Genomic DNA, 13538 nt, shown 5'->3' with positions numbered 1-13538 from the left:
CCAAATACACACCAATATCAATCATCATCAAGCGATATGCCCAAAACTTCGCACATCTGCTCACGCAGCTTGAACTTTTGGATTTTGCCAGAAGCTGTCATCGGAAACTCGGTAACAAAGCGGACGTAACGCGGGATTTTGTTGTGCGAAATTTTGTTTTTACAAAATTCACGAATGCTTTCGCTGTCGCATTCATGCTGATCATGAACGATGATACACGCACACAGCTCTTCGCCGTATTTTGGGTCAGGCACGCCAACCACTTGCACTTCGCCCACTGCAGGGTGTTTGTACAAGAAATCTTCAATCTCTTTGGGGAATAAGTTTTCACCGCCACGAATGACAATGTCCTTGATACGTCCTTTGATTTGCACATAGCCTTCATCGTCCATCTTGCCGATGTCGCCTGTGTGCATCCAGCCATGCTCGTCTATCACTTCGCGTGTTTTTTGTTCATCGTCCCAGTAGCCTGCCATCACCGAATAGCCACGCACGCAGATTTCGCCCAATGCGCCCACTGGCACGATGTGATTATTTTCATCTACGATTTTTAGCTCAACGTGCGGATGAATGCGCCCCACTGTACTCACACGCTTGTCAATTGGGTCGTCCACATAACTTTGGACGCTGACAGGCGAAGTCTCTGTCATGCCATAGCAAATGGTGATTTCGCTCATGTGCATACGCTCCATGACGCGCGTCATGATTTCTTTTGGACAAGGCGAACCTGCCATGATGCCTGTGCGCAAACTTGACAAATCAAAGTCGTCAAAGTTTTCTTGCTCTAGCATATTGATAAAGATGGTCGGTACGCCATAAGCTGCCGTGCAGCCTTCGTTGGCGATGGCTTTTAAGGTGTCTTGGGGGTTAAAGACCGCACTTGGATAGACCATCGTTGCGCCATGCGACACCGCTGCCAGATTGCCCATCACCATGCCAAAGCAGTGAAATAGCGGCACGGCGATGCAGATTTTGTCGCTTTCGGTAAGTTTAATGCCTTCACCGACAAAATAGCCGTTATTTAGGATATTATGATGGGTGAGCATTGTGCCTTTTGGGCTGCCTGTCGTGCCAGATGTAAACTGAATGTTAATCACATCATCAAATTGCAAAGAATCCGACAATGCGTGCAGCTCTTGCACCTGCTCGTGCGTAGGCGTGGTGAGCAAATCATAAAACGAATAGCAGCTTGGCAAGGCATTTTCAGACAGCTTAATCACCGTTTTTAGGTGTGGCAAGCGCGCGCACTCAAGCGATTTGTTCGTCTGCTGATAAATTTCAGGCGCAATCTCGCCAAGCAGCGCTTCATAATCGGTGCTTTTTAGCGGCTCAGCCATGACAAGCCCCTTGACCGCCACTTTATTTAGCACATATTCAATCAAATCTGTGGACTTATAAGACGGATTGAGATTCACCAAAATCAAGCCAGCTTTGGCAGCGGCAAATTGCGTTACTGTCCATTCCCAGCAGTTTGGCGACCAAATACCCAATCTGTCGCCTTTTTTAAAGCCGATTTCAAGCAGTTGGCACGCCAAGGCTTCTACTTTTTCTTTGAGCTCGTGGTAGGAAAGTCGCACATTTTGATGGCTGCTCACCAGTGCTTCTTTGTAGGCGTGTTCGGCGCACGCCTGATCAAAGATGTCGCCGATGGTTTGCCCGATGAGCGGCTGGCTGCTTGAGCCAGACAAATAGCTTTTTTTGAAACGCTGCATAAATCACACTCCTTTTGATTTTGCCGCCGTCTGTGCTTGCCAAGATTTGCGTTAAGAAAGTTTGGTTTTGTTTAGCTTGTTTTTGCCAAATTCACACACAAATCGGCGACCTGCTGACTAAATTGCACCCGATACTCATCGTCCAGACCTTGTGTCCGATGAGCGCTGAGCGCTTGGTTGGGGTTTACACTGTTTAAATCATCAATCGCTGCACCATCAGCGTCTTGCCTGCCTTCACGCTGCTGATATTCATAATAAAAAGGCTCAATCACCGAAAAAGTCATCGCGCCAACGATACACAAAGCAGCGGTATGAATATTTTCCACCGACAGCACGCCTGCCGCTTTGCCCTGCTGCAAAATCGTCTCAATGGCACGAGCAATGTCATGCTTAATGGCGACCCTTGCTTTTTCAAATTCAATGTCGTCCACTGGCTCAAGCATGAACGCATAAGCGGTGTGCGGACTGTTTAAGGCGCGCTTGACAAAGGTTGCAACCGCCTTATGCAACTTTTTATCAGGCGCAAGCTCACTTTTGGCGATGGCTTGTAAAATCTGAATCTCATGCCCTGCCACATCACGCAAAACCTGCACCATCAAGGCGCTTTTATTATCAAAATACCGATACACCAAACCATGCGACACACCCGCCATCTCAGCAATCGCCACAATCTGTGCGTGCTTAAATCCGCCATCACCCACCAGACTCTTGGCGGCAGCGATGATAGATTTTTTATTTTGCTCAATGCGTTTTTGCATGAGTTTTGAGCGTTTATAAGTATTTTTTTCGCAGGATTTAGTAATGTCAGTTTGCACGATGTTTTCTTTTTTAAAATTTAAATGAAGACTTTGCTTATTTATGGTTTTTTAATTTTTTAAAATTTTATTAACGGCACTATCTTTGACGTTATTTATCTTTGTCGTTAATTATCTTTGTCGTTATGGGTATTTTACCAGTTTAAAATGACTTGTAAACCATTTTTTGAATTTTTATTCACTTTTTTAAAAAAAGCGTGTATGATATACCCAAGACAAGCAAAAAACGCAGCACAACCGCGCGTTACCAGCTTGTCGTAGCGGACGATAGCGATGAGCCGCTTGTACCAACCCACTTGTTAAAAAGGATAGTAACATGAATCTAAGCACGCTTGATTTTGGTTTTGACGATACTTTAAGCGCTCTGCGTGATGCGGTGCGTGATTTTGCCAACAAAGAAATCGCCCCTTTTGCCAGCGAAATTGACGAAAAGAACGAATTTCCTGCCCATTTGTGGAAAAAATTTGGCGACATGGGACTGCTTGGCATGACCGTGCCAGAAGAATACGGCGGCGTGAATATGGGCTATTTGGCGCATATGATTGTCATGCAAGAAATCTCGCGTGCGTCTGCGTCTGTGGGCTTATCTTATGGTGCGCATTCTAATCTGTGCGTCAATCAAATCTACCGCAACGGCAACGAAACTCAGCGCCAAAAATACCTACCAAAACTCATCAGCGGCGACTATGTGGGCGCGCTTGCCATGAGTGAGCCAAACGCAGGCTCAGACGTGGTGAGTATGAAACTCAAAGCCGAAGACAAAGGCGATCACTATCTGCTAAACGGCGCAAAAATGTGGATCACCAATGGCGGCGATGCTGATGTGTTAGTGGTTTATGCCAAAACTGACGTCAATGCGGGCGCAAAAGGCATGACGGCATTTTTGGTGGAAAAAGGCATGGAAGGATTTAGTCATGGCACACACCTTGACAAGCTGGGTATGCGTGGCTCAAATACCTATCCGATTTTCTTTGACAACGTCAAAATCCCCAAAGAAAACGTACTCGGCGGCGTAGGCAATGGCGTAAAAGTGCTGATGAGCGGTCTTGATTATGAGCGTGCAGTGCTGTCTGCAGGCCCGCTTGGCATTATGGATGCGTGCATGGACGTGGTGATTCCATACATCCATGAGCGCAAACAGTTTGGACAAGCCATTGGTGAATTTCAGCTCATTCAAGGCAAAATCGCCGATATGTACTCCACGCACCTTGCCTGTAAAGCGCTTGTTTATGCCGTAGGACAAGCCTGCGATAAAGCCGACCACGACCGCAGCCTAAGAAAAGATGCCGCCAGTGCAATTTTATACGCCGCCGAAAAAGCCACATGGATGGCAGGCGAAGCCATTCAAATCCTAGGCGGTAATGGCTACATCAACGAATACCCAACAGGCAGACTGTGGCGTGACGCCAAGCTGTACGAAATCGGCGCAGGCACATCAGAGATTCGCCGTATGCTAATCGGTCGTGAGCTGTTTAACGAAACTGCATGATAAATTAAACCCAAAAGGACTTGTCCGCACGCAAGTCCTTCTCACAATCCAAACACCACAACACCATAAAATACAAAGGGAAGTGTTTATGAAGCCAATCAAAAGCCAAATCAACCCAAAAAGTGAGTCTTATCAACAAAACCACGCCGCCATGCGCACGCTTGTGGACGATTTAAAGCAAGTGGTTGGCAAAATCAGCTTAGGTGGCAGTGAATCAGCACGCCAAAAGCACTTGGCACGCGGTAAATTGCTTGCTCGCACACGCATTGATAAGCTCATTGACCACGGTACTGCATTTTTAGAAATCGGTCAGCTGGCAGGGCTTGGCGTATACGAAGACGATATTCCATCAGCGAGCGTGGTGGCAGGCGTGGGCTTGGTGCATGGCGTGGCGTGTATGATTGTGGCAAATGACGCAACCGTCAAAGGCGGCACTTATTATCCACTCACCGTCAAAAAACACCTACGCGCCCAAGAAATCGCCGAACAAAACCATTTGCCGTGCATTTATATGGTGGATTCAGGCGGCGCATTTTTGCCCATGCAAGATCAGGTTTTCCCAGACAGAGAACACTTTGGGCGAATTTTTTATAATCAAGCCAATATGTCTGCCAAAGGCATTGCTCAAATCGCCATCGTCATGGGCAGCTGTACCGCGGGCGGTGCGTACGTTCCTGCCATGAGCGATGAGACAATCATTGTGCGCAATCAAGGCACGATTTTTCTAGGTGGCCCACCGCTGGTCAAGGCAGCCACAGGCGAAGTGGTGTCTAGCGAAGACCTAGGCGGCGGTGATGTGCATACACGCCTGTCAGGTGTGGCGGATCACTTGGCAGAAAATGACGAACACGCCATCTTAATCGCTCGTGATATTGTGGCAAATTTAGGCAAGTCCGCCCAAGCGCTGCCCACCGACATCAAAGCGCCACTGTACGACCAAAACGAGCTGTACGGCATCATTCCTACCGACAGCCGCCAGCCTTTTGACATTCGTGAGATTATCGCACGCCTTGTGGACGGCTCAGAATTTCATGAATTTAAAGAGCGTTTTGGCACAACTTTGGTTACAGGCTTTGCCAAAATTTACGGCATGAATGTCGGCATCATCGCCAATAACGGCATTTTATTTTCGGAATCCGCCCAAAAAGGCGCGCACTTTATTGAGCTGTGCTGCCAGCGCAACATTCCGCTGATTTTCTTGCAAAACATCACAGGCTTTATGGTGGGGCAAAAGTACGAAAACGAAGGCATCGCCAAACATGGCGCAAAACTGGTGATGGCTGTCGCCACTGCGAAAGTTCCCAAAATCACGCTCGTGGTAGGCGGCTCATTTGGCGCTGGCAACTACGGCATGTGTGGGCGTGCATATTCGCCACGCTTTATGTGGACATGGCCAAATTCACGCATTTCAGTGATGGGCGGCGAGCAGGCGGCGAGCGTACTATCCACCATCAAACGTGAACAAATAGAAAGTCGTGGTGGCAGCTGGTCAAGCGAAGAAGAAGCCGAATTTAAAGCCCCTATTAAAGAGCAATACGAACGACAAGGACATCCTTATTATGCGTCTGCACGCTTGTGGGACGATGGCGTGATTGACCCTGCCGACTCTCGCAGAGTGCTGGCACTTAGCCTAATGAGTGCCATGAATGCACCGACCGAAGCCACGCATTTTGGCGTATTCCGTATGTGATGGTTTATGATAAATGGTAAATTCACACAGCAAATTACCAAACAATAAAAGGAATTATGATGAAATTTGACTATCTTGAACTCATCAAAGACAACCAAGTCGCCACCGTTTGGCTCAGTCGCCCTGATGTGCATAACGCCTTTAACGAAGGGGTGATTGGCGAGCTGCAAACGTGCTTTGATGCGCTGGCGCACGATGATGATGTGCGTGTGGTGGTACTGGCTGGACGTGGCAAGAGTTTTTCGGCAGGGGCAGATTTAAATTGGATGAAAAAAGCAGGCGAAGCCAGCGTTGATGAAAACATCGCTGACGCCAAACGCCTAGCCAAAATGCTCCACACCCTAGCCACGTTAAATAAACCCACCATCGCGCGTGTGCAGGGAGCAGCTTTAGGCGGCGGCATGGGGCTGGTCAGTGCGTGCGACATCTGCGTGGCAAGCACTCATGCCAAATTTGCCACCAGCGAAGTGCGCCTTGGTCTTGCGCCATCTACCATCAGCCCTTATGTGGTGCGAGCCATCGGTGAACGTCAAGCACGCAGATATTTTCTAACCGCTGAGCGCATTGACGCTGACACCGCCTTACACATTGGGCTTGCTCATGAAATCTGCGAGCCTGACGCACTTGATGAGACTTTGGATAAAATTATCCACGCCATCTTACAAGGCGCGCCTTTTGCTCAATGTGCGTCCAAATCACTCATTGACATGGTGGCAAATCGCCCTATTGATGATCAGCTGCTTGATGAAACCGCAAAGCACATCGCCACGCTGCGGCAAGGCGCAGAAGCCAAAGAAGGCTTGACGGCATTTTTAAACAAACGTACGCCAAATTGGATTGTTTAACGAGATCGTTTAAAACCATAAAACCAAACCCAGCACAAAAATAGATAAGGATTGCTCATGTTTCATAAAATTCTCATTGCCAATCGTGGTGAAATTGCCTGCCGTATCATTGCCAGCGCCAAAAAATTGGGCGTTGCTACAGTGGCGGTGTATTCAGACGCTGACAAAAACGCACAGCACGTCAAACTTGCCGATGAAGCGGTGTACATCGGTGCCAACCCCCCTGTCCAAAGTTATTTACAAATGGATAAAATCATCAGCGCCGCCAAAGCCACAAACGCAAACGCCATTCACCCCGGTTATGGTTTTTTATCCGAAAACGCCGACTTTGCCAAAGCCTGCGCTGATAATGACATCGTCTTTATTGGGCCGCCCGTCTCTGCCATTTTGGACATGGGTCTAAAAGCCACATCAAAAGCGCTCATGCAAAACGCAGGCGTACCTTTGACGCCCGGTTATCATGGCGACAATCAAGACCCGCATTTTTTGCACGCCCAAGCCGACCAAATCGGCTATCCACTGCTTATCAAAGCCAGTGCTGGCGGCGGCGGTAAAGGCATGCGCTTGGTAGAAAAATCTGAAGAGTTTTTGGAAAATCTGTCGTCTTGTAAAGCAGAAGCCAAATCCAGCTTCGGCAATGAAGACGTACTGATTGAACGCTATATCGTCAATCCACGCCATGTGGAGGTACAAATCTTTGGCGACACGCACGGCAATTATGTGCATTTATTTGAGCGAGACTGCTCGGTGCAGCGCCGCCACCAAAAGGTGATTGAAGAAGCGCCTGCGCCAAACATCAGCGAAGACAAACTTGCCATCATGCGTAAAGCCGCCATTGATGCAGCGCGTGCGGTAAATTATGTCGGTGCGGGTACGGTGGAATTTATCGCCGACCAAAGCGGCACGGCGTACTTTATGGAAATGAATACCCGCTTGCAAGTTGAGCATCCTGTTACAGAAATGGTAACGGGCATTGATTTGGTGGAGTGGCAGCTGCGTGTGGCTTTTGGTGAAAAACTGCCCAAAACCCAAGACGAAATCATTTGCCAAGGTCATGCCATAGAAGCACGCATTTATGCGGAAATCCCAGAAGATGGCTATCTACCTGCCATCGGCAAAATCACGCACTTATCGCCACCGACACCAAGTGCGCGTGTGCGTGTGGATAGCGGCGTAGTGGCAAATGACGACATCACCACTTTTTATGATCCGATGATTGCCAAACTCATCGTGTGGGGCGAAGACCGTAAAAACGCCCTAACCCAAATGCACCACGCCTTACAAGAATTTCACATTGCAGGACTTGGTAATAACGTCGCCTTTTTAGATCGCATTATTCGCTTGCCTGCATTTGCCGATGTGGCACTTGACACAGGGCTGATTGGCAAGCACGAAATCGAGCTTTTAAGCCGTGATTGCGCCACTGATGATGACATCATGACTGCAGGCGTGATTTGGTTTTTGTTAAATCTAAATCCAAGTGGCAGTGCGTGGCATGATCGCCCACTCTGGCGCTCAAACGTTGTGGCAAATCATGTGGTGGAATTTGAACACATGGGACAGACCCTAAGCGTGTCTGTGCGTGCAAATGGCGATGATGGCTTTGTGGTAAATTATCACGAGCATGAGCTGACGCTAAACGTCATCTTGACCAGCGCTACTACCGCGCAAATCACCCAAGACAGCATCCGCAAGCAAGTGGCGTTTTATCACGACACCACGCATCATGTGGGGCATTTGACTCTATTTAGCCAAGCCAACGCCTTTGCCTTCGCCCCAAAAGCCATCAACTACGGCACAAATGCTGACGACAACGCAGGCGGACTAAAAGCGCCAATGCCGGGCATGGTAACGGCAGTAATGGTACAAAAAGGGCAAAGCGTCAAAAAAGACGACATTTTGCTCACGCTTGAAGCCATGAAAATCACCTACACCATCAAAGCACCTGACGATGGCGTTGTCCAAGAAGTGTTCTTTGGTGTGGGCGATCAATTAAAAGCCGATGATGAGCTGATTGCCTTTGAAAAAGCGTAATGGCAAAATGCAATCTAAAAAAGAAAGCAACATGGTCTAAAAAAGTATGCCGATGTGGTTTTTCGTTTGCGTCAGCCTGCCAAAAGAAAGCAAAAACCGCCATGGCTCAAAGCTCACCACGAACGATCTTCTGATTTGGCATGCTTTTTAAACAACCATCTAAGGGAATGCTTATGAATGATTTTGTTAAAATTGTTGAAGTTGGCGCACGCGATGGATTGCAAAACGAAAGCGTGGTGCTAAGTCTTGATGATAAATTAACTTTAATTAACAACTTGGTAGACGCAGGATTAAAGGACATTGAAGTTGGCTCTTGCGTCTCGCCCAAATGGGTGCCGCAGATGGCGGGCAGCACCGAACTGTTCGCCCAACTGACCAAACCAACCGATGTCAATTTCAGCCTTTTAACCCCTAATTTAAAAGGTTACCAAGCGGCGGTGGCGGTAGGCTGCCGTGAAGTGGCGATTTTTACAGGCGCAAGCGAGAGTTTCACCCAAAAAAACATCAACTGCACCATCGCCGAAAGCCTTGCTCGCTTTGATGACATCATGGCACACGCCAAAGCCGATGGCGTAAAAGTTCGCGGCTATGTGTCGTGCATGGTGGATTGTCCTTATGAAGGGGCGATTTCCCCTGTGGCAGTGGCGGATGTGGTAGCGCGGCTTATCGATATGGGCTGCTATGAAGTGTCTCTTGGTGAGACCATTGGCACCGCAACACCTGATAAGGTAGAAGCTGTCTGGCACGAATGCCAAAAGCGTACCGACACTCATCTGCTTGCAGGGCATTTTCACAACACCTACGGCATGGCAATCGCCAATGTTTATGCGTCTTTAAACATGGGCATTCGCACCTTTGACTCATCCATTGCAGGGCTTGGCGGCTGCCCTTATGCCAAGGGCGCATCAGGCAATGTCGCCACTGAAGATTTGCATTATCTGCTTGACAAGATGGGCTATCAAACAGGCGTGGATAAAGACAAGCTCATGCATGCAGGCAAAGCCATTATGGAACGCCTTGGTAGAACCAGCCGTTCCAATGCCGCCATCGCCTATTGGCAATCCAAATAAGTCTGCCCAACAAACAACTAAACATCACCCATCAACAACCCAAACTCGCATTTGGGTTGTTTTTTATTGTAAAAATCTGCGTGAAACATCTTAACTGTCTCAAAACACCGACCTACCAACAACTTTTCTCTCGCTCATCACCTGCCAAATTCCCCCAGCCGACTTTTCGTCCAACTCAACGCCAAGCCTTGCCATCATTAGCCTTGCCAAACCTTTAAACTCTTATCCCCAAAATCTGTGGATAACTTTGTGGAAATGGCATGATTTTATCCGCCCAAGCCTTTATCATTCGGTGCTTATAGCGTGATTTTGACTTGTCATCATCATGACACATTGATAAATTTTATCTTTTAAAATCAATCAGTTATAAATCATTGATATTTTTTATAAAGACACAGAAAATCGTAATTTTTTCAAATCATCATACGCAGGATGTTCCACGAAATTAACAAAAATTTTATGCTAAAATCTGTGGATAACTTGTAAAAATTTCTCTTTATCGGATAATTCAATCTAAGCAATCACCGCCCTTGTTATGCAAATCACAAAACTCAAACCAACAAAAAACCGCCCCAAAATGGAGCGGCTAAAGCGTATAAAATACGGCTTATTTTTTGCCACGGTTGGCAAATGCACCGAAACGCTTGTTGAAGCTTGCCACACGGCCTTCGTTTGACGCTTTGCGTTGCTCGCCTGTGTAGAATGGGTGAGAAGCGCTTGAAATATCCAATGGGAAGTATGGATATTCTTTGCCTTCGTACTCACGAGTGGCTTTGGTAGCAACGGTAGAACGAGTCAAAAAGTACACGTCAGCGTTGGTGTCGTGGAACAAAACTTCTTTGTATTCTGGGTGAATGTCTTTACGCATGGTAATCTCTATCCAATAAATCTGAGCACTAATGTGCACCACCTTAGGCAGCCTAACGCAGCCACGCCATCACCAACCAACTTTGGCACAGCGCACCACGCTTTACGTTGCATTAGCCCACTCAGATGGGAAAATGAAAGCAAATTCTAGCAAATTTACAGGAAAAATTCAAGCTATTTTTGGCAAAATCACTCGCCTAATGCTGCTTATTTTCCATATCAATACGTCCACGCAGCTTTTGCCCCGCCTTGAACGTAACGACACGGCGCGCCTGCACAGGAATTTCTTCGCCTGTTTTTGGGTTACGCCCCGGACGTGATTTTTTGTCTTTTAGCTCAAAATTGCCAAATCCTGACAGCTTCACTTCTTTGCCATCGGCAAGGCTTTTGCTGATTTCATCAAAAAAATTCACCACCAAAAAACGTGCTTGCTGGCGTGTGAGTCGCATACGAATCACCAAGTGATTGACCATGTCTGCTTTGGTTAGTGCACTCATGAGTGTTCCTTATCATTTGAATGATGGCAAAAAAGCCTTGGGCAATTTACCATCAAAACACATAATCAAACCGATTAAAAACCAAATAAAATCAACTGCTTATAATGAATTTATAAAATCAAATTCAGCCATCACGCAGCTGTGCGTCAAATTTTTCGCTCAAGTGGCGTGCAACTTTATCCATCGCAGCTTTGATGGCATCGTCTTCTAAAGTGGCGTTTTGATCTTGGAAAGTCATGGCAAATGCCAAAGATTTTTTGCCCGCTGGCAAACGCTCGCCTTGGTACACATCAAACAAACGCACGTCCACCAAGAAACGCCCTGCCGCCGCACGCACAGCGTCAGCCACAGCTTGCCACGTCAAAGATTCGTCCACCAAAAACGCCAAATCACGGCGCACGCTTGGGAATTTGCTTGGTGCGCTCACCGATTTTGGCGCGCGATGCAAGGCAAGCAAAGGCTCAAGCGCAAACTGCGCCACCCAAACGGTTTTTAAATCCAGCGCCTTGGCAATGCTTGGGTGCAGCTGACCAAACCAGCCCAAACGCTCGCCACGAACGCTCAAATAAGCGCTCTGCCCCGGGTGCAAAAACGCCACGTCAGTGCGCTCAAACACCACATCACTGGCAGCAAGATTGGCTGGCAGCAAGGCTTCAACATCGCCCTTTAAGTCATAAAAATCCATCGCGCGTGCGCCATGCACTTCATCGCCCACCGCACCTGTCGCCACGATGGCAAGGCTTGGCGTCTGCGTCAGATTTGCCACATTTTCGCCCACAAAAGACAAACCCGTCTCAAACAGACGCACTTGGCTTTGCTGGCGGTTTAGGTTGTGCGCCACCACAGGCAAAAGGCTAGACAGCAGCGTACGGCGCATGACCGCAAGTTCAGATGAAATCGGATTGGCAAGCGGCAACACCGCACCCAAAGCCACATCATCAAACAGCGTCTCAATTTTCGCATCGCTAAAACTAAAACTCACCGCTTCAAAATAGCCTGCATTGGCAAGCGTTTGCTTAAGCGTGTGCGTCAAATCTGCCGTGTCGTCATAGCGCATATCCACCGCAAAATTTGGCAGCACAGGCGCAATGTTGCTATACCCATAGCTGCGCGCCACTTCTTCAATGATGTCTTCAGCAATGCTCAAATCAAAGCGATGGCTTGGCGGCACGGCAGTCAGCACGTCATTTTCAAGCGTAGTGGTAATTTCAAGGCGATTTAACCCAGCCACCACGTCATCGGCAGGCACAGCCACACCAAGCAGTCGCTCGATGCGCTCAAGCGGCAAGCTGATTGCGGCACGTTTTGGCAATTCATCGGCATTCACCGCCGCCGTGATTGCACCTGCTTTACCGCCAGCAATCTCTACAATCAAAGACACCGCACGGTCAATCGCAAGCTGCGCCAATTCAAAATCCACGCCACGCTCAAAACGCTGCGAAGCGTCCGTGTGCAAGCCAAAACGACGTGCGCGCCCTGCAATCGCCAATGGATCAAAATATGCCGATTCCAGCACGATGTTCACCGTGTCATCACTCACCGCTGAGCGTGCGCCGCCCATGATGCCCGCCAACGCCAGCACGCCTTCATCATCGGCAATCACCAGCTCATCGCCAGCCAGCACCACTTCTTGATCGTTAAGCAGGGTGAATTTCTCGCCTTGGTTTGCTAGACGCACCACGATTTGCCCTGAAATTTTATCCGCATCAAAGGCATGTAGCGGCTGCCCTAGCTCCAAAAGCACAAAATTGGTTACGTCCACCAAAAAATTATGCGTGCGCACACCAGACGCCACCAGCGCATCGCTCATCCATTTTGGTGTGGCAATGCTGCGGTTGATGTCGGTAATCGGCTGCGCCAGATAGCGTGGGCAAGCCTGCACCGCCTGTACGCTCACCGCCTGCGTGCGTGCGCTTGTGATTTCTGGTGCGGTGATGGCTGGGCGGTTTAGCGGCAAATGATTGATGGCGGCAATCTCACGCGCAAGTCCCAGCACACTTAGGCAGTCGCCACGGTTTGGGGTAATCGCCACATCAAAAATCTGCGCATCCAAATTCAGGTATTCACGCACATCAACGCCAACAGGCGCATCATCTGGCAACTCAAGCAAGCCATCAATCTCATCTACCAAGCCAAGCTCACTTGCGCCGCACAGCATACCGTGCGACTCCACGCCACGCAGCTTGCCCTTTTTAATTTTAAAATTCTCTGGCAAAACCGCACCGATGGTCGCCACCGCCACTTTCAAGCCTGTACGCACATTTGGCGCACCACACACGATTTGTAGCGGCTCGCCTTGTCCAATACTTACGGTGGTTACACGCAATTTATCCGCATCTGGGTGCTGCTCACAGCTTAGCACTTCGCCCGTCAGCACACCACTAAACGCAGGCGCAACGCTTTGCATACCGTCAAGCTCAAGCCCAGCCATCGTCAGCTGCTCGCCAAGCTCGGCACTGGATACGGCAGGATTTGCCCATTGTCTTAGCCAATTTTCACTGATTTTCATTGTTGGTCTC

The 13538-nt window shown here is 48.5% G+C and carries 10 protein-coding genes; 5 read left to right on the top strand and 5 right to left on the bottom strand.

The annotated features are described in order from the left end of the window. Positions 1-17 precede the first annotated feature (17 nt). Complete coding sequence (locus B0181_RS02365; protein WP_078275888.1) at positions 18-1712, bottom strand: AMP-binding protein; 1695 nt, start codon at positions 1710-1712, stop codon at positions 18-20. A gap of 71 nt (positions 1713-1783) precedes the next feature. Further along, entirely contained in the window at positions 1784-2470 is a 687-nt protein-coding gene (locus B0181_RS02360) for a TetR/AcrR family transcriptional regulator (protein ID WP_078275933.1), read from the bottom strand. 373 nt (positions 2471-2843) lie between these two features. On the opposite strand from B0181_RS02360, the gene B0181_RS02355 reads away from it, so the two are divergent. The 5 genes from B0181_RS02355 to B0181_RS02335 all read left to right on the top strand — a co-directional run bounded on the left by B0181_RS02355 (position 2844) and on the right by B0181_RS02335 (position 9655). Beyond that, entirely contained in the window at positions 2844-4016 is a 1173-nt protein-coding gene (locus B0181_RS02355) for an isovaleryl-CoA dehydrogenase (protein ID WP_078275887.1), read from the top strand. A gap of 88 nt (positions 4017-4104) precedes the next feature. After that, the gene (locus B0181_RS02350) at positions 4105-5706 is read left to right on the top strand and encodes a carboxyl transferase domain-containing protein (RefSeq protein ID WP_078275886.1); all 1602 of its coding nucleotides are present in this window, start codon (positions 4105-4107) and stop codon (positions 5704-5706) included. A gap of 59 nt (positions 5707-5765) precedes the next feature. Then, positions 5766-6551 (top strand): enoyl-CoA hydratase/isomerase family protein, encoded by a 786-nt coding sequence (locus B0181_RS02345; RefSeq protein WP_078275885.1) that lies wholly within the window; start codon positions 5766-5768, stop codon positions 6549-6551. A gap of 57 nt (positions 6552-6608) precedes the next feature. Beyond that, positions 6609-8585, top strand: coding sequence for an acetyl/propionyl/methylcrotonyl-CoA carboxylase subunit alpha (locus tag B0181_RS02340; protein WP_078275884.1), 1977 nt, complete (start codon positions 6609-6611; stop codon positions 8583-8585). A gap of 173 nt (positions 8586-8758) precedes the next feature. After that, on the top strand, positions 8759-9655 hold the full coding sequence (locus B0181_RS02335) for a hydroxymethylglutaryl-CoA lyase (protein WP_078275883.1): 897 nt from the start codon (positions 8759-8761) through the stop codon (positions 9653-9655). 607 nt (positions 9656-10262) lie between these two features. On the opposite strand, the gene B0181_RS02330 is transcribed toward B0181_RS02335, so the two are convergent. From B0181_RS02330 to pheT, 3 genes are all read right to left on the bottom strand, one after another. After that, on the bottom strand, positions 10263-10523 hold the full coding sequence (locus B0181_RS02330) for a type B 50S ribosomal protein L31 (protein WP_078275882.1): 261 nt from the start codon (positions 10521-10523) through the stop codon (positions 10263-10265). Between the two features lie 196 nt (positions 10524-10719). After that, the gene (locus tag B0181_RS02325; protein WP_078275881.1) at positions 10720-11019 is read right to left on the bottom strand and encodes an integration host factor subunit alpha; all 300 of its coding nucleotides are present in this window, start codon (positions 11017-11019) and stop codon (positions 10720-10722) included. Positions 11020-11143: 124 nt separating this feature from the next. Then, entirely contained in the window at positions 11144-13528 is a 2385-nt protein-coding gene (pheT, locus tag B0181_RS02320) for a phenylalanine--tRNA ligase subunit beta (RefSeq protein ID WP_078275880.1), read from the bottom strand. Between the last annotated feature and the right edge of the window lie 10 nt (positions 13529-13538).

Source organism: Moraxella caviae (assembly GCF_002014985.1).
In the GTDB taxonomy this organism is placed as follows: Bacteria; Pseudomonadota; Gammaproteobacteria; order Pseudomonadales; family Moraxellaceae; genus Moraxella; species Moraxella caviae.
This window is presented reverse-complemented; position numbering and strand designations above follow the sequence as displayed.